Consider the following 19419-nt stretch of genomic DNA (forward strand, 5'->3'; position numbering starts at 1 on the left):
CTCAGATCGCCCCGCCGTCGACCGTGATCGTCTCGCCGGTGATGTAGGCCGCCCCCGCCGCGAGGAAGAAGATCGTCTCGGCGATGTCCTCCGGCCGGGCCATGCGGCCGAGCATCGTGCGCTCCACCGTCGAGGCCTTGCGCGCCTCCGACCAGGGCTCGGTCCAGGGCGTGGCCACGAGGCCCGGCGCCACCGCGTTGACCCGCACGTCGGGCGCCAGCGCCCGGGCGAGGCTGCGGGTCAGGTTGATCAGCCCGGCCTTGCTGGCCGCGTAGGCCACCGAGGAGCCCCGCCGCCCGAGCCCGGCCACCGAGGCGGTGTTGACGATGGCGCCCCGGCTCGCCTTGAGGGTCGCGGCCGCGGCCCGGGCGCAGCGGAACGGCCCGAGGAGGTTGGTCGCCAGGATCGTGGCCCAAAAATCCTCACTCATCGCGTCGAGATCCTCGAAGGCGATGGGCGTGGTCGTGCCCGACGTTCCGGCATTGTTGACGAGCACGTCGAGGCCGCCGAGCCGGTCGATCCCGGCCGCCACCATCGCCTCGGCCTCGCCCGCCCGCGACACGTCCCCGGGCAGCGCGAGCACCGAGAGCCCCGTCCCGGCAAGTCGCGCGACCTCGGCGGGACCGCGGGGATCGTCGGGCAGGTGATTCAGCGCCACCGCGGCGCCGTTGCGGGCGAAGATTTCCACCGTCGCGAGGCCGATGCCCGACGAGGCTCCGGTGACGAGGACGCGCCGTCCGGACAGGTCCGCTCCGATCATGATCCCTCCATCCGGCCGATCCCGGCCATCGCCGCCTTGAGCGCCAGGAGCTTGCGGTCGCGCTCGCGGAACAGCTCCGCGGGCGCCCGGCCGCCCCAGTCGAAATAGCCGCGCCCCGCCATCACCCCGGTCCGGCCCGCGGCGCAGAGGGCGTCGAGGGTCTCGGAGCGGGTGCGCGGCGGCGGCGGCGCGTAGCTGCCGTTGGCGAGCGCGCGCTGCGTCAGCTCCAGGCCGGTGAAGTCGGCCTTGGCGAGGTGGCCGAGGATCGGGATGCGCAAGGAGAGTCCGTGGATGATCGCATCGTCGATGTCCCGCGGCGCGGCGACGTCCTCGTCGAGGAGCCGGAACACCTCGGCGCTGATCGCCTGCTGGATGCGGTTGGCGATGTAGCCGGGGATGAAGCGCTTCAGCACGATCGGGACCTGCCCGAGGCCGCGCACGAGGTCGGCCATGGCGGCGACCACCGCCGGATCCGTGCCGGGCCCCGGGACCACGTCGACGAGGTCGACGATGTAGGGCGGCGTGTACCAGTGCAGGATCAGCGCCCGCGCCTGCCGGGCCTCCGGGATCAGCGGGAACACGTCGAGATAGCTGGTGTTGCTGGCGAGGATCGCGTCGGCCGGGCAGAGCCGGTCGAGCTCGGCGAACAGGGCGCGCTTCGCCTCCGGGTTCTCGGTGATCGCCTCGATGACGAGGCCGGCGCCCGCCACCGCCGCGTCCAGCGCCGCCTCGACCCGGACGGCCCGTGCCAGTCGCTCGGCATCCCAGCCCGCGGGCGCGGCCCCTGCCTCCTGCAGGGTGGCCAGCGCCGATTCCATCAGGCCGGGCACCCGCGCGCGGGTCTCCGGTGACGTGTCGGTGATCCGCACGCCGTGGCCGCCGAGCGCCAGCACCAGGGCGATGCCGTGCCCCATCACGCCGCCGCCGACGATCGCGATCTCGCCCATGCCGCACGCTCCGTCCCTGTCCCGGGCTCCTCTGGCGGGAGTCCTCGGGTCTTCACGCGAATTCAGCCGCCGCGCTGGTCCCGGCGCATCATGAAGGCCAGCTTCTCGAAGAGGCTGACATCCTGCTCGTTCTTCAGGAGCGCCCCGTGCAGGGGCGGGATCAGCTTGCGGCTGTCCTGCTCGCGCAGGGTCTCGGGGGCGATGTCCTCGGAGACGAGGAGCTTCAGCCAGTCGAGCAGTTCCGAGGTCGAAGGCTTCTTCTTCAGGCCCGGCACCTCGCGCAAGGCCAGGAAGGTCCGCAGGGCCTCCTCGACGAGGCGGTGCTTGATGCCCGGATAGTGGACGTCGACGATGCGCTGCAGCGTCTCGGCGTCGGGGAACTTGATGTAGTGGAAGAAGCAGCGGCGCAGGAAGGCGTCCGGCAGCTCCTTCTCGTTGTTCGACGTGATGATCACGATCGGCCGGCGCACGGCTTTGACGGTCTCGCCGGTCTCGTAGACGTGGAACTCCATCCGGTCGAGTTCGGTGAGGAGGTCGTTGGGGAACTCGATATCGGCCTTGTCGATCTCGTCGATCAGCAGGACCGGGCGCTCGGGCGCAGTGAACGCCTCCCAGAGCTTGCCGCGCCGGATGTAGTTCCCGATCTCCGAGACCCGGGGATCGCCGAGCTGGGAGTCGCGCAGGCGCGAGACCGCGTCGTACTCGTAGAGACCCTGCTGCGCCTTGGTGGTCGACTTGATGTTCCAGACGATCAGCGGCGCACCGAGCCCCCTGGCGATCTCCTCGGCCAGCACCGTCTTGCCGGTGCCGGGCTCGCCCTTCACCAGAAGCGGGCGTTCCAGCACCACCGCGGCGTTGACCGCCGCGGTGAGGTCGGGGGTCGCGACGTAGGTCTCGGTTCCGGAAAAGCGCATCGCGGTCTCGGAGAGAGGGGCTTGAGCCCAGGGGTAACGCGGCGCGCAGCCGGGCCGCAAGCGCGGCGCCGGATCCGACCCGCGTCCGCATCCTGAGACGCCCGCGTCAGCGAGCCCCGCAGGAAGGCTTTTGGGGAACGCGCGGCCGGATGGAGGCCTCTTCCGAGACCTCCGCTGCGCTCCGGCACCTCAGGATGAGGGTGGAGATCCGAGCTCAACCTCGGGACCTGGTCAGCCCTTCTCGTGCCAGACGCAGTTCCGGGCCAGGATCTCCAGGTTCACGTCCGACTTCTGCGGCTGCGGCAGGGTCTTGCCGTCCATGGCGAGGTCGATCTTGATCTCGACCTGCCCCTTCGCCTCGGCCGTGCGGCGGGAGAAGTAGCAATATTGCTGGTAGGGCTGGTCGGCGCTGTCCTTGAAGTTCCAGCCGGTCACGATCTGCCCGTCGAGATAGGGCACCTGCTTGAACACCGTGAAGGTGGTGTTCACCGTCGCCTTCGAGGCCGGGGCCGCGTCGCTGCCGAGCTGCGCCTTGGTGGGGGTCGGCGACGCGGATGCCTTGGGCAGGCCTTCGAGCTTCAAGACGTTGTCGGTCAGCGTGACCTCGCCCTTGGTCTTCAGGGTCACGTCCGAGAGGGCGGCCTGCATGGCGGCGGCGATCTTCTCCGCCGCGGTGTCGAACTGGTTGAGCGTCGCCCAGCCATAGGCCGCCGCCCCGATGCCGATCCCGGCGAGGCACGCGAAGGCGCCGAAACCCAGCGCCCGGAACAGGAAGGCCCGGGCGGCGACGTAGCTCGAATCCGCCCGCAGGCGGGAATTCACCTGCTGGGCGAGGGCGATATTCTCGGGGGTCCCGCTCGCGACGTAGTTCATGCGCCGGCTCCAGCGGCAGGGAGGGTCTGGCCCGGATGGGCCTGGTTGGGCAGCGCCTGCTGGCCTTGCGCCGGGCGGTTCATCGGGATCACCGCCCCCGAGGCGTTGGCGGCCCGCGGCAGGATCGGCTCAGGGTTCGAACGCAGGGCGTCGGCGATCGCGTCGAGCATGTACGGCGCCGCTTCCGGGTTCACGGCGGCGCCGAGGTCGTCCTCGTCCATGAAGGTCCGGCGGGTCGAGACCGCGCAGAGGGCCAGGATCGTCGACGCGAAGGCGGCGCAGACCGCGGGCAGGAACACGAAGATCCGCAGGAAGGCGTGGACCTGGCTCTCGGTCACGTCGATCGGGTCGACGCCGTAGACCATGGCGGTGAAGGAATGGAGCTGCGAGCGGTTGACCGCGTTGCGGTAACCCTGCTCGGCATCGGCCACGCGCCGGTCGGCGGCGCCGGGATCGAGGGCGGCGCGGGCCTTGCGGGCCTCCTCTAGGTCCTTGATCATCCCGGCGCGGTCGGCGGACGCCTTGGCGACACCCTGCGACAGGGCGGCGACCCGCGGATCGGCCACGCATTTCAGGTTCTGGTACTTCCGGCCCTTGCTGTTGGTGCCGAAGACCCGCTCGCAGCGCTGGGCCGGCAGGCCGGCGAGCTGCTGGGCGTTGTCGGCGGAGCGCTTCTCGATCTGGTCGAGCTCGGCCGTGTACTGGGCCACGCGTTCGTCCGCCGCCTTGATGCGGTCGCCGATCGTGGCACGGTCGGCCTGGGCGTCCTTCAGGGCCGTCTTGGTCCGGGCCGCCTCCATCAGGCGGGGATGGAACATCATCTCGCCGAGCTGCGACACCGACTTGGTGGTCACGCCCGCCGCGAAGATGATGCCCAGCACCGCCAGCCCGCGCACGAAATGCGAGCGCTGGGTGCGCGCCAGGATGCCCAGCGGCACCCGGCACAGCTCCACCGCGGCGTAGACCAGGGGCGCCAGCAGCATGAAGTAGAAGGCGTGCCAGTCGCCGTCGCTGTAGACGCCGGCGAACAGCCACGCGCCCCAGAGCGAGGCGCCGATCACCATGAACTCGACGAGGTACGCGATTGCCACGTAGCCCCACTTGATGCGGTAGCCCTTCTCGACGTGGCGCTGGTGGCGCCAGCGGTCCGACTCGAGCTTCCACTCGCGCTTCTCGCGCTCGCGATCGCGGCTGGGGGGCGCTGTCGGACCGGAGAATATCGATTTGATGGAGATCATCGGCCTCGTCGCATCCATCCGGTCCAGTTCCGGGCAGGGCCCGGCCGAGCTTAACCCCCGGTTAACTCAGGCGTGTATGCGCCCATTGTGCCGATTTTGAGCCGCGTTGCACACACCCGCCGTACACATCCAGCGGGTGATCGCCCGCAGCATCGCCCCGGTGGCGGAAATGTCTCACCCGATCGATGTATCCGGCTTGTGTCGGAGCGCACCTGCGCCGGCCCGTTCCCGGCCTGAAAGCGGTTGCCCGCAGCACGGCGACGACCCATGATCGCGAAGCCGTGATCGGCGTCCCCCCCGCAGCCCCGAGAGACGAGGTTCGATCCGCCGCCGATGCCAGAGGTCCATGCCGGCTCCTACAAGGAAGCGATCCTGTTCCTCGTCACAGCGGGCATCGTGGTGCCGCTGTTCCACCGCCTGCGGATCTCGCCGGTGCTCGGCTTCATCGGCGCCGGCGCCCTGCTCGGACCCTTCGGCCTCGGCCGGCTGGCCGACACCTATCCCTCCGTGCACCTCTTCACCATCGGCAACCGGGCCGAGATCGCGCACCTCGCCGAATTCGGCGTGATCTTCCTGATGTTCATGATCGGGATCGAGCTGTCCTGGGAGCGCCTGCGGGTGCTGCGCCGGCTGGTCTTCGGCCTCGGCTCCCTGCAGGTGGGCTGCTCCGCGCTGATCCTCGGGGCGATCCTGTACGGGCTCGGCGTGCCGCTCACCGGCGCGGCGATCGTCGGCATCGGCCTCGCCCTGTCCTCCACCGCCGTGGTGCTGCCGGTGCTGGCCGAGCAGAAGCGGCTGAACGCGCCCACCGGCCGCACCAGCTTCGCGGTCCTGCTGTTCCAGGATCTGGCGGTGGCGCCGGTCCTGTTCGCCATCGCGGTGCTCGGCCGCGACGACGGCGGCGACAAGGGCTGGGCGCTGGCCATGGCGCTCGGGCAGGCGGCGATCGCGCTGGTCCTGATCGTGGTCGCCGGCCGCCTCGCCCTGCGCCCGCTGTTCCAGCTGGTGGCGCGCACGCGCTCCACCGAGCTGTTCATGGCCGCCTGCCTGCTGGTCATCGTCGGCACGGCGCTGACCGCGGCGGCGAGCGGCCTGTCGATGACGCTCGGCGCCTTCGTGGCCGGCCTTCTGCTGGCCGAGACCGAGTACCGCCGGGCGATCGAGGCGACGATCGACCCGTTCAAGGGCCTCCTGCTCGGCGTGTTCTTCGTCTCGGTGGGCATGAACCTGGACCCGGCCCAGCTCATGGCGAGCCCCGGCGCGATCCTCGGATTGTCCCTGGCGCTGGTCCTGATCAAGGCCGCCGTGGTGATGATGGCGGCTCCGGTCCTGAAGATCCCCCGGCCCGTGGCGCTCGAGACGGCGCTGCTGCTCGGGCCGGGCGGCGAGTTCGCCTACGTGCTGATCGGCGGCGCCATGGCCACCGGGCTCGTGCCGGAGGAGGTCGGCGCGGCCGCCCTCGTGGTGACCACCGTCACCATGATCATGATCCCAGCGCTCGCCGCCGTCGGCCGCCGGCTCAAGATGCGGGCGACGGCCAGCGCCCAGGCCGCCGCCAAGGCCGAGCCGGTGCCGGAGCGGGTGGACAACCGGGTGATCGTCGCGGGCTTCGGCCGCGTCGGCCGGCAGGTCGGCGAGATGCTGGAGCGGCACCAGATCCCGTACCTCGCCCTCGATTCCGACGCCGCGCGGGTGGCCGAGCAGCGCCGCGCCGGGGCGCCGGTCTATTTCGGCGACAGCGGTAGCACCGAGATGCTGCGCCGCTGCGACATCGCCACGGCCCGGGCCCTGGTCGTCACCCTGGACAACCCGCGCGCCGTCGAGGCGGCGGTGGTGGCGGCCCGGGCCGAGCGGCCGGACCTGACCATCGTGGCCCGTGCCCGCGACGCCCGTCACGCGTCGTCTCTCTACGAACTCGGCGTCGACGACGCGGTGCCGGAGACGATCGAGGCCTCCCTGCAGCTCTCGGAGGCCGTGCTGGTCGATGTCGGCGTCCCGATGGGGCTCGTCATCGCGTCGATCCACGAGCGGCGCGACGAGTACCGGACCCTGCTGAAGAAGCGCGAGAACGAGGCGAAGCCGATCTTCCGTGCCCGCCGCACGGTGGGCAAGGCTCTGGGCAAGCCGCCGGCCAAGCGCGAGCCCGAGCGCCAGGAGGCGGCCGGCCAGGAGGCGTGACACGAGGCGTGAGCCGCAGCCCTGCCGAACCAGCGGGGCGCCGCCGCGGTAGCGCGTCCGCTGTCCGTCTGCGGAACCGGAGAGCGTGCCGATTCCGCCGCCCGACCAAGGTCAGGATCACGACTGCGTGGCTGTCCCAGGCCCGGTTGCGGGTCCTGCCACGTCCAACGCCGGCCGCTTCCCAGCTTCAGCCAAGTCGTGCTGCGGCGGCGGCCGGCAGGCGCAGGAGACGTCGAAATCTTTCGATGTGATTGATTCGAACAGAAAGCGGCGCCAAATTTTTTTCGCGTGAAGTCTGTAGTGCGTGCTGCTAGGGGTCGCGTGTTCAAATACGATATTACGGAATATTTGCCTAAGTAGTTCTTTGTTTGGCTGACATCGATTCGATCTCTGCGAATTTTGTCTTCGCCCGCAGGTGCCTCTGAGGGCGCGGTGCGATTGCAGGTGAGATTGGCTCAAGATTTCGCCCTGTAGGATTGCGGCATTCGACCGGTGCGCGTCTGATGCGAGGTGAAGCCCGTGATGGCTAAAAGCGGTCTCCTGATGTTCTGCGCGTCACGTAACGTTCAACCGGCGGCGCAAGACCGGCTCGCCATCCGGGTCTTCCCGCCGATCCGTGCGTGCGGCGTCGAGCGAGGTCGCGATGTATGAGGGGGACGGCCGATTTCCGCGGGTCGGCGGTGATCGGGACATATCAGAATACGCGACCGTGCGGATGAACACGGACGCGGTGCCGCTCCAGACACGTTTCGATTACTGGGTTGAGGCATGCCGAACCATGTTCGGCAGTTTCGAGTTCGTGGATCTGGAGCGAAAGAACTTTCGCGCCGCGTTGAACACTCTGACCGTCGACAACCTCACGATCGCGCACTACGTCGGATCGCCCCACGCCATGGTCCGGACGCGGTCTCACATCCGATCGTCCGATAACGATTTCTATCTCGTCATCCTGGCGTCGGAGCGGACCTTCAATCTGGATCACGGCCAATACCATCGATCCAGTGCCGGCGGGATCTCGCTCCTGGACAACACCCAGCCCTTCCTGGGTGCCCATCCTGAAGGCTTGGACATCATCAATGTCTTCATCCCGCGGGCGGTGCTGGAGCTGGCAATGGGGCCGGCCCGGTGCCTGACGGGATTGTCGATCGACGCGACGCAGACCAGCTTTCCTATCATCGTCTCGTACCTGTCCGCGCTGATCAAGCATGGCGCGACCCTCGATCCGGCCTGCCAGGCGCGCGTGGCTGCGATTGCCGTCCAACTCATCGCGGCCGGCTTTGCGGAGAAAGTGGAGTCCGACGCGCCCCGGTCCCTGGGCGGCGCCGCGATCCTGAGCCGGGCGCGGGCTTTCATCATCGACCATATCGGCGTCGAGGGCCTGTCGATCAACGATGTCGCGGCCGCGCTCAATATCTCGGTCCGCCGGCTTCAGGAGGTGGCCAGCGCGGAGAACATCGCACTGATGGATTGGATGTGGGAGCGCCGTCTGCAATTGGCGCACGCGAAGCTGGCCGATCCGGTCAACGGCGTCGTGCCGGTCGGCCTGATCGCGTATCAATGCGGGTTCGCCAGCCAGGCGCACTTCTCCCGCCGCTTCAAGGAGCGCTTCGGGCAGACGCCGACGGAGTACAAGGTCGCGTCCGGACTCACGCGGGCGGCACGCGCCGCCGCGGCGGCCGGCATGGCCTGAAGCAGGCCGGTGCGCGCAAGCCGCGGATGCCGTCAGATCAGGGCGGGCTGCGCGTCCTCGTGCTTGGGCCGCCGCGTCACGCGGCTGCGCGGCGCCGGCTCGAACCCGTCGGCGAAGCTGCACCGGTAGACCAGCTCGTCCGCCGGCCCGAGGCCGGTGACCAGGGGCACCGTCACGGTGTCGCCGGAGAAGCGCCAGCCGCGGGCGCCCTTGTCCCAGTAGAGCCAGACCGTGCCGGGATAGCCGCGCAGGGTGAAGACCGCCGCCTTGCGCGACAGGGCCTGCACCGCCCGAGGGGCATACATGCCCTTGTCGCGATACGCGTCCCGGGTCGCCTCCGGCTGGCGATCCATGAAGGTGTTGCGCACCAGCTGAATCGTCGCCCCCGGCTTCCCGAGAAACCGCTTGAATTCCGTCAGATTCCGCAGGATGACCGCCATCGCAGGTCTCCTCGCCAGTCCGGTCCGGACCGCGTCGCCGCGTCCGCACACACTCGATGCCCCGAGTTGAGCGATTCCCATGACCGATTGAGTGACCGGGCGAGGCTTGTCCGGGCACATATCAACAGATTCGACAACTTATGCCCAGGTTATGAGTCCCATCGGCCCGGAGAGACTCGCTTCGGCCCGAGATCCGGCCGCGTCGACGGCGATGAATCTTGTCGACCATCGCCGAAGACTCGAAATCCGGCCCAGAAAGTCCTGCGCCGCCCGGTGCGGCCTTGGCCGATTCGCGCGGGCTTGACCCGGGCGCCCGGCTGGCGCGTTCTCCCGGGATGCTGCTGCAGTTCTTCACGGCCCTCCGGGACGCCAAGGTCCCCGTCTCCCTGAAGGAGTACCTCATCCTGCTCGGCGCCCTGGACCGGGGCCTCGCCGGGCACGATGTCGAGGCGTTCTACTTCCTGTCGCGCACGGCGCTCGTGAAGGACGAGGCGCATCTCGACCGGTTCGACCGGGTGTTCGGCACGGTGTTCAAGGGGCTTCAGACCCTCGGCGAGGCGGTCGAGCCCGCGGCGATCCCCGAGGAGTGGCTGCGCAAGCTCACCGAGAAGTACCTGACCGAGGCCGAGAAGGCGGAGTTGAAGGCGCTCGGCTGGGACACGCTGTTCGAGACCCTGAAGCAGCGTCTCGCCGAGCAGAAGGGGCGCCACCAGGGCGGCTCGAAATGGATCGGCACCGGCGGGACCTCGCCCTTCGGCGCCTACGGCTACAACCCCGAGGGGATCCGGATCGGCCAGGACGGGAACCGCAACTTCCGGGCGGTGAAGGTCTGGGACAAGCGGGAATTCAAGGATCTCGACGACGACCGCGAGATCGGCGCGCGCAACCTACGCCTCGCCCTCCGGCGCCTGCGCCGCTTCGCCCGGACGGGGGCGGCCGAGGAACTCGACCTCGACGGCACGATCCGGGCGAGCGCCCGCCAGGGCTATATCGACGTGAAGCTGCGGCCGGAGCGGCGCAACGCCGTGAAGGTGCTGCTGTTCCTCGATGTCGGCGGCTCGATGGACTGGCACATCGCGCAGGCGGAGGCGCTGTTCTCGGCGGCGCGCTCGGAGTTCAAGCACCTCGCGCATTACTACTTCCACAACTGCCCCTACGAGGCGGTCTGGACCGAGAACCGGCGGCGGCACGAGGCGCAGACGCCGCTGCTCGACGTGATCCGCACCTATGGCAGCGACTACCGGCTCGTCTTCGTGGGCGACGCCTCGATGAGCCCCTACGAGATCGCGACGCCGGGCGGCTCGGTGGAGCACTGGAACGCGGAGGCCGGCGCCGTCTGGATGCAGCGGCTCCTCGACCATTTCCCGAAGGCGGCGTGGCTGAACCCGGTGCCCGAGACGCACTGGGGCTACACCCAGTCGATCGGCATGATGCAGCGGCTGATCGCCGGCCGGATGTTCCCCCTCACCCTGGACGGGCTCGACGCGGCGGCCCGGGCGCTGGTGCGGTGAGGCTCGGTATGCCCCGGCTTCGTCGCGCCGATCCGCGGCCTCATCCTGAGGTGCCCGCGTCTGCGGGCCTCGAAGGCGGGCGCGAGGGACCGCGGCGCTGACTGGAGGGCTCCTGCGAGGCCTCCGCTGCGCTCCGGCGCCTCAGGATGAGGGTGCGGCTGGGAGGATCGGGACGCTCCGCGACATCGTGGCCCGGCCGCTCCGCGATCGGAGGGCCTGTCAGCCCTGCTGGGACGGCGTCGTCACCACGAGTCCGTCGAGCGCCGGGGTGATCTTGATCTGGCAGGACAGGCGGGAATTCTCGCGGACGTCGCTGGCGAAGTCGAGCATGTCCTGCTCCATGTCCTGGGCCTTGCCGACCACCTCGATCCACGCGTCGGCGACGTAGACGTGGCAGGTGGCGCAGGCGCAGGCGCCGCCGCACTCCGCGTCGATGCCCGGCACGTTGTTGCGCAGAGCCGTCTCCATCACGGTCGCGCCGACGCTGCCTTCGACGGTCCGCTCCGTCCCGGCGTGGTCGACGTAGGTGATCTTGGGCATGCTGGGGGCTCCGGGCTCGCGTCGAGCGCACTCTGTCCGACGGGCGGCGTGCCTGCTTGGCGGCTGGAAACGCGGAATGCAAGCGCGGCATTAGACACCGGTCCCGGATCGATCGCCGCATTGCGGCGACCCCGTCAGGCCCGGGCCTCCGCGATCTCCGCCAGCGCCTGCGCGACCGCGTCCGCGAGGTCGTCGACCGGCACGGGCCCGGTGCCGTCCCGTAGGCGCGCCTCCGCGGCATCCGCCAGGGCCCGCACGCGCACGGCCCCGACGCCGGCGGCCGAGCCCTTCAGGGTATGGGCGAGGTCGGCGCGCGCGTCCCGCGGGACGGCCGGGTCGGCGAGGCGCGGCAGGATCGACCGGCACTGGCCGGCGAACAGATCCAGGACCTCATGGGCCAGATCGGCGTCGCCACCGGTCTGGGCGTCCAGTTCCGCGGGGTCGATGGCCTGCATGCTCGGGCTCCCGGCATCCGGATTCGTCGGGGATTGCGGATCTGATCCACACAATTCACCCCCTGATTCGCCGGGTGGGGATCGCGCCGGACCCCTCCCCTGCGGCAGGATGGTGGACGCGGTGAGCGACGGGCGCGGTAACCATTCGGTTAACGTTTTCTGGGGCCAGTCGAGGGCTCGGGTATCGACAGTCGCTGCCTGAGTTTAGTCTTGTAATGGTAAACGGGGCGTTGCGTCTCCGGCATCAGCCTTCCCCAAGGCGTCGGTGAACCCGTGTAACGAGGCGTTGAATGGCGACCGAGAAGAAGCTGAAGGACCCGGCCGAGGCCGCGCTCTCTGCGATCGAGCAGGCGCTGAACCTCGACGCCCTGACGCCGAACGGCACCGATGGCCGCGCCGAGCCACGCCTGCCCGATGTAGGTGACGCCGAGCCGCTCCTCGACGGCGGCCTCGATGCCGCCGGGCGGACCATGCCGCCGCGCCTCGATCTCGACCCGCCGCTCGCCTCCGACCTGCCGCCGCCGGGCCTGGACCGCCCGCGCCGCGAGGGCGGGCTCCTGCCCCCCGACCGCTCGCTGGTGGCCAACGACGACCGGCGCAACATCGGCATCCTGCAGCAGACCCTGCGGGTGCGCTCCTCGCCCAAGCCCTACCTGCTCGCGCTCGCCGCCGGCGCCGTCTGGATCGGCGCCCTGGTGCTGATCGCATGGTCGAAGTCCGAGGGCGACCTGCGCGCCGTCGTGTCGGGGCTCTCTGCCCTGCAGGCGAGCGTCGGCGCCGCGGCGCTGTTCGGCCCGGTGGTGCTGTTCGTGATCGCCGCCATGCTGGCGGTGCGCGCCCAGGAGATGCGCCTCGTCGCCCGTGCGGTGGGCGAGGTCGCGGTGCGTCTGGCCGAGCCCGAGAGCTTCTCCACCGACGCGGTCCTGACCATGTCGCAGACCGTGCGCCGCGAGGTGGCGGCGGTGGGCGACGGCGTCGAGCGGGCGCTCGCCCGGGCCGGCGAGCTGGAGACCCTGGTCCGGGGCGAGATCGCCACCCTGGAGCGGGCCTATTCCGACAACGAGATCCGCATCCGCTCCCTCGTGGACGAGCTCGTGGCCCAGCGCGAGGCGATCGTCACCAACGCCGACCGGGTGCGCAGCGCCATTGCCGGCTCCCACCAGAGCCTGAGCCAGGACCTGGAAGGCGCCTCGGACCGGATCGTCTCGGCCGTGACCGGCGCGGGTGAGCGGGTGACCGGCGCCCTGGAGACCCGCGGCGCCGCGATCACCGCCTCCCTGGGCGAGGCCGGCGACCGGGTGGTCAACCTCATGACCGCCCGCGGCAGCGACCTCGTCGACACCCTCGCGGCCACCAGCCAGGAGGTGCGCGGCGCCATCCAGGAGGTCGGCGAGACCCTGACCCGCAGCTTCGAGGATCGCGCCGGCGCGGCGACCGGCGCCTTCCAGGCCGCCGGCACCACCCTGGCCGATCGCCTGTCCGAGAATGCCGGCGCCCTCACCCGGACCCTGGAAGAGACCGGCAGCCGCGTCAGCGACGCGCTGGAGCGCCAGGCCGGCACCGTGCGCGAGAGCTTCGAGCGATCCGTGACGGGGCTGGAATCCGTCTTCCTGTCCCGGGGCTCGGAGCTGACCGAGCGCTTCGGCGCGATGGGCGCCGACATCACCGCCCGCTTCGCCGAGACCGGCTCGGCCCTCACCCAGGACATCGCCGGCCGCGGCCTCGCGCTGCGCGCCGAGATCGAGAGCGCCGGCCTGTCGGTCGCCGAGACGATCGAGGGCCGCGGGCGCGATGCCCAGGCTGCCCTGGCGCTGGCGGCCAGCGGCGCCGGCGAGACCCTGACGGCCCGTGCCGGCGCCGTGCGCGACGACCTCGTCGGCACCGCCGAGCGGATCGCCGAAGGGCTGGCGGAGCGCGGAAGCGCCCTCGCCGAGCGGATGGACGGCATCGCGGCGCGCCTCGACGAGACCGTGACGGTCCGGGCCGCGGACCTGGAGCACCGGGTCGCCGCCGCGGCCGAGCAGGCCGGCGGCAGCATCGCGCACCGGACCGAGACGGTGGCGGCGCGCCTGGAGGCCGCCTTCGCGGCCCTGGGCCAGGGCTTCGAGGCGGGGGCCTCCTCGGCGGTCCAATCCCTGCGGGGCACCGTCGAAAGCCTGTCGGGCGAGATCGACGACCGCACCGCCGAGGCGGTCGCGGCGCTCCAGCGCGGGGCCGAGGCGGCCACCAGCGCCCTGCGCGGCACGACCGACGAGGCCACCGGCGCGGTCGAGGCCCGGACCCTTGAGGCCGTGCGGGTGTTCGAGCGCCGGGTCGCGGATTCCGCCACCACCCTGTCGGCGCGCACCGAGGAGGCCGCCGCGGCGCTGCGCGCCGCCGCCGATCAGGCCGGCCAGGCCGCCGAGACGCAGACGCGGGATGCCGCCGCCCGGCTCACCGCGGCCCTGGAGACCCTGCGCACCGCCTCCGGCGAGGTCTCCGGCGCCGTGGAGGCCGAGACCGCGATCCTCACCGCCCGGTTCCGCGACGCCGCCGACCGCGCCGGCACGGAACTCGGCGAGCGCGGCACGGCCGCCGTCTCGGCCGTCCGCGCCGCCCTCGACGACCTCAACCGCGAACTCGCCGCCCGGACCGGCGACGCCACCGGCAGCCTCGCCGAGGCCGCCCGCGCCATCTCGGCCGACCTCGCCGCCCGGATCGGCGAGATGGAAGCGGCCTTCGGCGCGCATGGCCGCGGCGTCGCCGAGCTGCTCGCCAGCCATGCCGACGAGACCCAGGCCCGGATCAGCGGCACCGGCCGCGACATCGTGCTCGCCGTGGCGAGCCAGGGCGCCCGCATCGCCGACACCCTCAGCCAGACCGGTGCGAGCTTCGCCGAGACCGCCGACGGCCGGGTCCGGGCGATCGACGAGACGCTGGGCAGCCGCCTCGCCGCCCTGCAGGAGACCATCGCCCGCGGCGACATCCTGGCCGACCGGATCGGCCGCGACACCGCCGCCCTCGGCGAGACCGTCGGCGCCCGTCTGGAGGAGATGGACCGGCTCCTCACCGGCAAGGGCGAGGCCGTGGCCGAGACGATAACGGCCCGGGCCCGCGAGGCCGGCAGCCTGATCGAGACCCATCTCGGGGGCCTGGAGACGCGCTCCGCGGAGCGGGCCGCCGCGATCGCCGCCACCGTGGCCGACCTCGTCGGCCAGATCGACGGTCATCTCGGCAGCCGCACCAGCGCGGCGGACGAGGCGCTGCGCGCCCGGACCGACGAGATGGCGCGGGTCATGGCCGAGGGCCATCGCGGCCTGATGGAGATGTTGGAGGGCCGCACCAACGGCCTCGGCCAGGACATCGCCCGGCACACGGGTGAGATCGCCCGCCGGATCGAGGAGAGCGCCGGCCATTTCGACACCGGCGTCATCGGCCGCCTGCAGGCGATCGCCGAGACCCTGGACGAGCGTGCCCGCCTCGTGGACGAGAGCTTCGGCGTGCAGGCCTTCGAGGCGATCCGCCTCATCGAGGCGCGCACCCGCGCGGTGGACGAGGAGCTGGCCGGCCGGACCCGCGACCTCGTGGCGATGATCGCCGATCGGACCGGCGGCCTCGATGGCGCCATGGCCGAGCGCGTCCGCGCCCTCACCGGCACCATCGAGGAGGCCACCCGCGGCCTCGAGACCGCGCTGGCGAACCGAGCCGAGTCGATGGTCCGGCTGGTGGACGAGCGCACCGAGAGCGCCGACGCGGCTTTGACCGCCCGCACCGAGGCCGTGCACGCCGCCTTCGCCGAGCGCGCCGACCTCCTCGGCCGTCTCATCGACGAGCGCATCGCCGCCATGTCGGGCGAGCTCGACGAGAAGGGCCGCGCCGTGTTCGGGGCGATCGGCGGCCGGATCACCGAGCTGGCCCGCCTGCTCGACCGCGGCGGCACCTCCCTCGCCGAGCTGATCGACCAGCGCGGCGACAGCGTGCTCGCCAAGCTCCAGCAGACCATCGCGGATGCCGAGCGGATGCTCGATGCCGGCGAGGGCCGCCTGGGCCACACCCTGTCGAGCCGCACCGCCGACATCAGCGGCCTGCTCGACGAGGGCGTGCGCTCGGTCCACACCCTGCTGGACGACCGGACCAACCAGATCCGCGTCATGCTGGACGACCACGCCGGCACCCTGGCCGCCACCCTCGACGGCCGCATGGGCCCGATCCACGCCGCGCTGGACGGCCGCGGGCAGGCGCTGGTCACCGCCCTGGAGGGCGCGTTCGGCTCCGCCAGCGGCGCCCTGGACGAACGGACCCGCCAGCTCGGCAGCCTGTTCGACGAGCGGCTCGGCCATCTCGAGAGCCTGGTCGACGGCCGCGGCAACCGCCTCGCCGACACCCTCACCGCCCGGGCCCAGGCCCTGCGCACCCTGTTCGAGGAGGCCCAGGCGGCCCTCGACGGCGTGGTCGAGGGCGGCGGCGGCCGCTTCGCCGCCACGGTCGATGCCCGCATCCAATCCCTGCGCGCGGTGCTGGAGGAGGCGCCCGCCGCCGTCTCGGCGCTGGTCGAGACCCGCGAGCGCCAGCTCGCCGCCACCCTCGACGCGCGCACGCAGCGCCTGCAGACCCTCTTCGAGGAGGCTCAGGCCGGCCTGCGCGACCTCGTGGACGGACGCGGCCAGGACGTCGCCGACGCCATCGCGGCCCGGACCGAGGGCCTGCGCGCGACCCTCGACGCGGCACCCGCCCAGATGGCGGACCTGCTGGATTCCCGCCTCTCGGACCTTCAGGGCCTGTTCGAGCGGGCGCAGGGCGAGATCGACCGCCTCGTGGACAACCGCGGCCGCCAGATCGCCGGGACCATCGAGCACCGCACCCAGGCGCTCCAGGCGACCATCGAGGGGGTGAACCCGGCCATCGCCGGCCTGCTCGAGGAGCGCGAGAACCGGCTCGCCGAGACTCTCAAGGAGCGGACGGGCGAGCTGCAGACCCTGTTCGATCGGGTGCAGAACCGCCTCGGCGCGCTGGTCGAAGGTACCGGCCGCGACGTGTCCGAGCGGGTCGACGCGCGCATCGAGACCCTGCGGTCGACCTTCGAGCAGGCGCGCGCGTCCATCGAGGGGCTTCTGGAGGACCGCAGCCAGGCCCTGGTGGCGGCGGCCGAGGGCCGTACCGGCGCCCTCGTGGAGGTCTTCGACACCCGGCTGCGGGATCTCGACGGCGTCGTCGAAGGTCGCACCGGCGCCCTGGTTCAGACCTTCGACGCCCGGCTGCGCGACCTCGACGGCGTCGTCCGAGGCCGTACCGGCGCTCTGGTCGAGACCTTCGACACCCGGCTGCGCGATTTCGACGGCGTCGTCGAGGGTCGTACCGGCGCCCTGGTCGAGGCCTTCGACACCCGGCTGCGGGATCTCGACGGCATCGTCGAGGGCCGCACCGCGGCCCTGGCGCAGGCCGTGGAGGCGCAGAGCGAGGCCCTGGCCCGTGGCGTCGACGCCCGCGCCGATGCCTTCACCCAGCGCATCGACAGCCGCATGCGGCTGTTCGCGACCCTGGTGGCGCAGCGCGCCGACACCCTGGCCACCGCCTTCGACGACCGCCACGAGGCCTTCGCGGGCCTGATGGACGAGCGCACGGCGTCCCTGGTCGCCGCCCTCGACGAGCGGGCGCGGGCCCATGCCGAGCAGGTCGACGCCCACAACGCGGCGCTGGCCGAGACCCTCAGCCGCCGCGAGGCCGCGCTCGCCGGCCTGATCGACGCCCGCACCGAGGCCCTCGGGGCCGGGTTCGAGCGCCGTGCCACGGCGCTCGGCGCCCTGGTGGATGCCCGCGGCGAGGCCCTGTCCCGCCGCCTCGCCGAGAGCGCCGAGACCCTGGTGCGCGCCATCGAGGAGCGCGGCGGCGCGCTCGTCGCCAGCGTCGAGGGCAGCGGCCGCGCGGTCGGCGACAGCCTGGAGGGCCATGTCGAGCGCCTGCGCGGCGCCATCGACGGGCCGATGATGGACCTGTCCCGGGCCCTGGCGGACCGGGCCGAGGCGATCGAGCGGGCGCTCGCCGAGACCGGCGTCCCCCTGGCCGAGAGCCTGCGGGCGCGGACAGAGGAACTGGCCGTGCAGTCGCGGGCCTCGGCCGAGCTGCTGCGCGCCGCCGTCGAGGACGGCGCGGGCCGCACCCTCTCGGAGCTGTTCGAGACCAACGACCGGATGGGTCGCGAACTCGGCAGCCTGCTGCAGCGGATCGAGGCCGCCAACACCGCACTCACCGACCTCGTGGCCGGGGCCGACACCAACCTCGGCGCGATCGAGCGGGGTCTCGCCGGCCGGATCGAGCAGGTCCAGGGGGCCCTGGAGCGCATCGCCGCCGAGACCGGTCGCGCCAGCGCCGGCGTCTCGGCCCAGGTCGAGGCCCTGCGCGGCGCCGCCGACGGGGCGCTCAGCGAGGCCTCGCGCCTCGCCGAGACCCTCGACGGCCGCGGCCGCTCCCTCGGCGAGCAGACCGCCGCGCACGTGGCGGCCCTCGACCGGGCCGCGGCCTCCCTGGCGGCCATCGAGGAACGCCTGGACTCGGCCCTGTCGGGCCGCGAGACCAAGCTCACCGAGGCGCTGGCCACCTTCGAGGCCCGGGCCGCCGCCCTGGAGCAGAACGGCAACGCCCTGGCGCAGACCATCGAGCAGACCCTGCGCGCCGCCGAGGAGCGGGCCCGCAGCGTCGGCGAGTCCCTGGCCCAGTCGGCCCAGGGCGCCGGGGCCTCGGTGACGAGCGCCTTCGCCGACCTGAAGGACAGCGCCAGCGCCGAGGGCGAGAAGGCCGCCCAGGGCGTCCGGCAGGTCATCGAGGAGGCGGCCCGCGAGATGCGCAGCGGCTTCCAGGAGGCCCAGGCCAGCTTCGGCGATTCCTTCTCGGCTCTGCGCGAGATGGCGGGCTCGATCCGCGGCGAACTCGACGCGACCCGCGCCGAACTCGCCAAGGGCGTCCTCGAGCTGCCGCGCGAGACGCAGGATGCCACCGGCGAGATGCGCCGGGTGGTGGCGGACCAGATCAAGGCGCTCAACGAGCTGTCGTCCCTGGTCTCCCGCTCCGGTCGCTCGGTCGACGTCGCCCAGCCGCAGGCCCAGCCCCAGCGCCGGGTCGCGGAAGGCGGGGGCCGCGCCGTCGCGGCCGCGTCCGCCGCGGCCCCCGCGGCCGCGCCTTCGGTCGCGCCTTCGGCCGCACCGGCGGCCTCCGCCGCCCCGGCGCTCCCGGCCCCCGCGGCGGCGCCGCGCGCCGCCCCGGCCCGGATCGAGGCGCCCCGCCCCTCCGCGACCGCCCGCCCGGCACAGGCCGGCGACAAGCGCGGCTGGCTGTCCGACCTGCTGACCCGCGCCTCGCTGGACGACGACGAGGAGGAGGTTCCCGCTGCCGACGCGCCGGCCCCCGCACAGCCGGCCCGCCGGCCCGCGGTGGCGGCCGCCGAGACCGGGCGGATCGCCCTCGACACGATCTCGACCGACATCGCCAAGATGATCGAGCATCGGACCGCGGTCGACCTGTGGGAGCGGTACCGCCGGGGCGAGCCGAACCTGTTCGACCCGCGGATCTACACGCCGCAGGGCCGGGCGACCTTCGCGGAGATCCAGCGCCGGTACCGGTCGGATGCGGAGTTCCGCCGCAGCGTCGACCGCTACGTCAGCGAGTTCGAGCGCCTGCTCGGCGACGTGGTCAAGAACGACAGCGACGCCAAGCGCACCGATGCCTACCTGACCTCCGAGACCGGCAAGGTCTACACGATGCTGGCCCATGCCAGCGGGCGCTTCGACGGGGCGTAGGACGGATCCCGCCGGGGCCGAGATGGCTCCGGCGGGTTCGCAGGCCGGCGTGAGAGCTGTCCCACCCTTCCCCTCACCTGAGGGGCCCGCGGCAGCAGGGATGC

General features: G+C 72.1%; 12 protein-coding genes. 4 read left to right on the top strand and 8 right to left on the bottom strand.

The window, feature by feature from the left end; genetic code table 11:
• Position 1 precedes the first annotated feature (1 nt).
• The 5 genes from GGQ91_RS14495 to GGQ91_RS14515 all read right to left on the bottom strand — a co-directional run bounded on the left by GGQ91_RS14495 (position 2) and on the right by GGQ91_RS14515 (position 4750).
• Positions 2-760, bottom strand: coding sequence for an SDR family NAD(P)-dependent oxidoreductase (locus tag GGQ91_RS14495; protein ID WP_053608470.1), 759 nt, complete (start codon positions 758-760; stop codon positions 2-4).
• Entirely contained in the window at positions 757-1707 is a 951-nt protein-coding gene (locus tag GGQ91_RS14500) for a 3-hydroxyacyl-CoA dehydrogenase family protein (RefSeq protein WP_182592255.1), read from the bottom strand. Before GGQ91_RS14500 ends, GGQ91_RS14495 begins: the two co-directional genes overlap by 4 nt.
• Positions 1708-1769: 62 nt before the next feature.
• Complete coding sequence (locus GGQ91_RS14505; RefSeq protein ID WP_043347425.1) at positions 1770-2621, bottom strand: AAA family ATPase; 852 nt, start codon at positions 2619-2621, stop codon at positions 1770-1772.
• A gap of 231 nt (positions 2622-2852) precedes the next feature.
• A complete protein-coding gene (locus GGQ91_RS14510) occupies positions 2853-3494 on the bottom strand; it encodes a hypothetical protein (RefSeq protein ID WP_043347422.1) in 642 nt (213 codons plus the stop codon).
• Positions 3491-4750 (bottom strand): hypothetical protein, encoded by a 1260-nt coding sequence (locus GGQ91_RS14515; RefSeq protein ID WP_043347420.1) that lies wholly within the window; start codon positions 4748-4750, stop codon positions 3491-3493. The genes GGQ91_RS14510 and GGQ91_RS14515 overlap by 4 nt, the downstream gene beginning before the upstream one ends.
• Positions 4751-5065: 315 nt before the next feature.
• Here GGQ91_RS14515 and GGQ91_RS14520 point away from each other — a divergent pair, with 315 nt between their 5' ends.
• Positions 5066-6910 carry a cation:proton antiporter domain-containing protein gene (locus GGQ91_RS14520; protein ID WP_043347418.1) on the top strand — a complete coding sequence of 615 codons (1845 nt, stop codon included), beginning with the start codon at positions 5066-5068 and terminating at the stop codon, positions 6908-6910.
• A 715-nt stretch (positions 6911-7625) separates the two neighbouring features.
• Positions 7626-8600 (top strand): helix-turn-helix domain-containing protein, encoded by a 975-nt coding sequence (locus GGQ91_RS14525; RefSeq protein ID WP_182592256.1) that lies wholly within the window; start codon positions 7626-7628, stop codon positions 8598-8600.
• Between the two features lie 32 nt (positions 8601-8632).
• Here GGQ91_RS14525 and GGQ91_RS14530 read toward each other — a convergent pair whose 3' ends face one another.
• Complete coding sequence (locus GGQ91_RS14530) at positions 8633-9040, bottom strand: hypothetical protein (RefSeq protein ID WP_043347415.1); 408 nt, start codon at positions 9038-9040, stop codon at positions 8633-8635.
• Between the two features lie 335 nt (positions 9041-9375).
• On the opposite strand from GGQ91_RS14530, the gene GGQ91_RS14535 reads away from it, so the two are divergent.
• Positions 9376-10551: a vWA domain-containing protein gene (locus GGQ91_RS14535; RefSeq protein ID WP_043757158.1), complete on the top strand. Its 1176-nt coding sequence runs from the start codon at positions 9376-9378 to the stop codon at positions 10549-10551.
• Between the two features lie 219 nt (positions 10552-10770).
• Here the strand turns inward: GGQ91_RS14535 and GGQ91_RS14540 are convergent, their stop codons facing one another.
• Entirely contained in the window at positions 10771-11091 is a 321-nt protein-coding gene (locus GGQ91_RS14540) for a 2Fe-2S iron-sulfur cluster-binding protein (protein ID WP_043347410.1), read from the bottom strand.
• 134 nt (positions 11092-11225) lie between these two features.
• A complete protein-coding gene (locus tag GGQ91_RS14545) occupies positions 11226-11546 on the bottom strand; it encodes an Hpt domain-containing protein (RefSeq protein WP_182592257.1) in 321 nt (106 codons plus the stop codon).
• A gap of 290 nt (positions 11547-11836) precedes the next feature.
• Here GGQ91_RS14545 and GGQ91_RS14550 point away from each other — a divergent pair, with 290 nt between their 5' ends.
• The gene (locus GGQ91_RS14550; RefSeq protein ID WP_182592258.1) at positions 11837-19315 is read left to right on the top strand and encodes an apolipoprotein A-IV repeat region-like domain-containing protein; all 7479 of its coding nucleotides are present in this window, start codon (positions 11837-11839) and stop codon (positions 19313-19315) included.
• Positions 19316-19419 lie beyond the last annotated feature (104 nt).

Source organism: Methylobacterium fujisawaense, from assembly GCF_014138435.1.
Classification (GTDB): domain Bacteria; phylum Pseudomonadota; class Alphaproteobacteria; order Rhizobiales; family Beijerinckiaceae; genus Methylobacterium; species Methylobacterium fujisawaense.

Coding starts and splice junctions, on each gene's coding strand:
- GGQ91_RS14530 (WP_043347415.1), bottom strand. CDS start 9,040: ATGGCGGTCATCCTGCGGAATCTGACGGAATTCAAGCGGTTTCTCGGG.
- GGQ91_RS14545 (WP_182592257.1), bottom strand. CDS start 11,546: ATGCAGGCCATCGACCCCGCGGAACTGGACGCCCAGACCGGTGGCGAC.
- GGQ91_RS14550 (WP_182592258.1), top strand. CDS start 11,837: ATGGCGACCGAGAAGAAGCTGAAGGACCCGGCCGAGGCCGCGCTCTCT.
- GGQ91_RS14540 (WP_043347410.1), bottom strand. CDS start 11,091: ATGCCCAAGATCACCTACGTCGACCACGCCGGGACGGAGCGGACCGTC.
- GGQ91_RS14505 (WP_043347425.1), bottom strand. CDS start 2,621: ATGCGCTTTTCCGGAACCGAGACCTACGTCGCGACCCCCGACCTCACC.
- GGQ91_RS14500 (WP_182592255.1), bottom strand. CDS start 1,707: ATGGGCGAGATCGCGATCGTCGGCGGCGGCGTGATGGGGCACGGCATC.
- GGQ91_RS14510 (WP_043347422.1), bottom strand. CDS start 3,494: ATGAACTACGTCGCGAGCGGGACCCCCGAGAATATCGCCCTCGCCCAG.
- GGQ91_RS14495 (WP_053608470.1), bottom strand. CDS start 760: ATGATCGGAGCGGACCTGTCCGGACGGCGCGTCCTCGTCACCGGAGCC.
- GGQ91_RS14515 (WP_043347420.1), bottom strand. CDS start 4,750: ATGGATGCGACGAGGCCGATGATCTCCATCAAATCGATATTCTCCGGT.
- GGQ91_RS14535 (WP_043757158.1), top strand. CDS start 9,376: ATGCTGCTGCAGTTCTTCACGGCCCTCCGGGACGCCAAGGTCCCCGTC.
- GGQ91_RS14520 (WP_043347418.1), top strand. CDS start 5,066: ATGCCAGAGGTCCATGCCGGCTCCTACAAGGAAGCGATCCTGTTCCTC.
- GGQ91_RS14525 (WP_182592256.1), top strand. CDS start 7,626: ATGAACACGGACGCGGTGCCGCTCCAGACACGTTTCGATTACTGGGTT.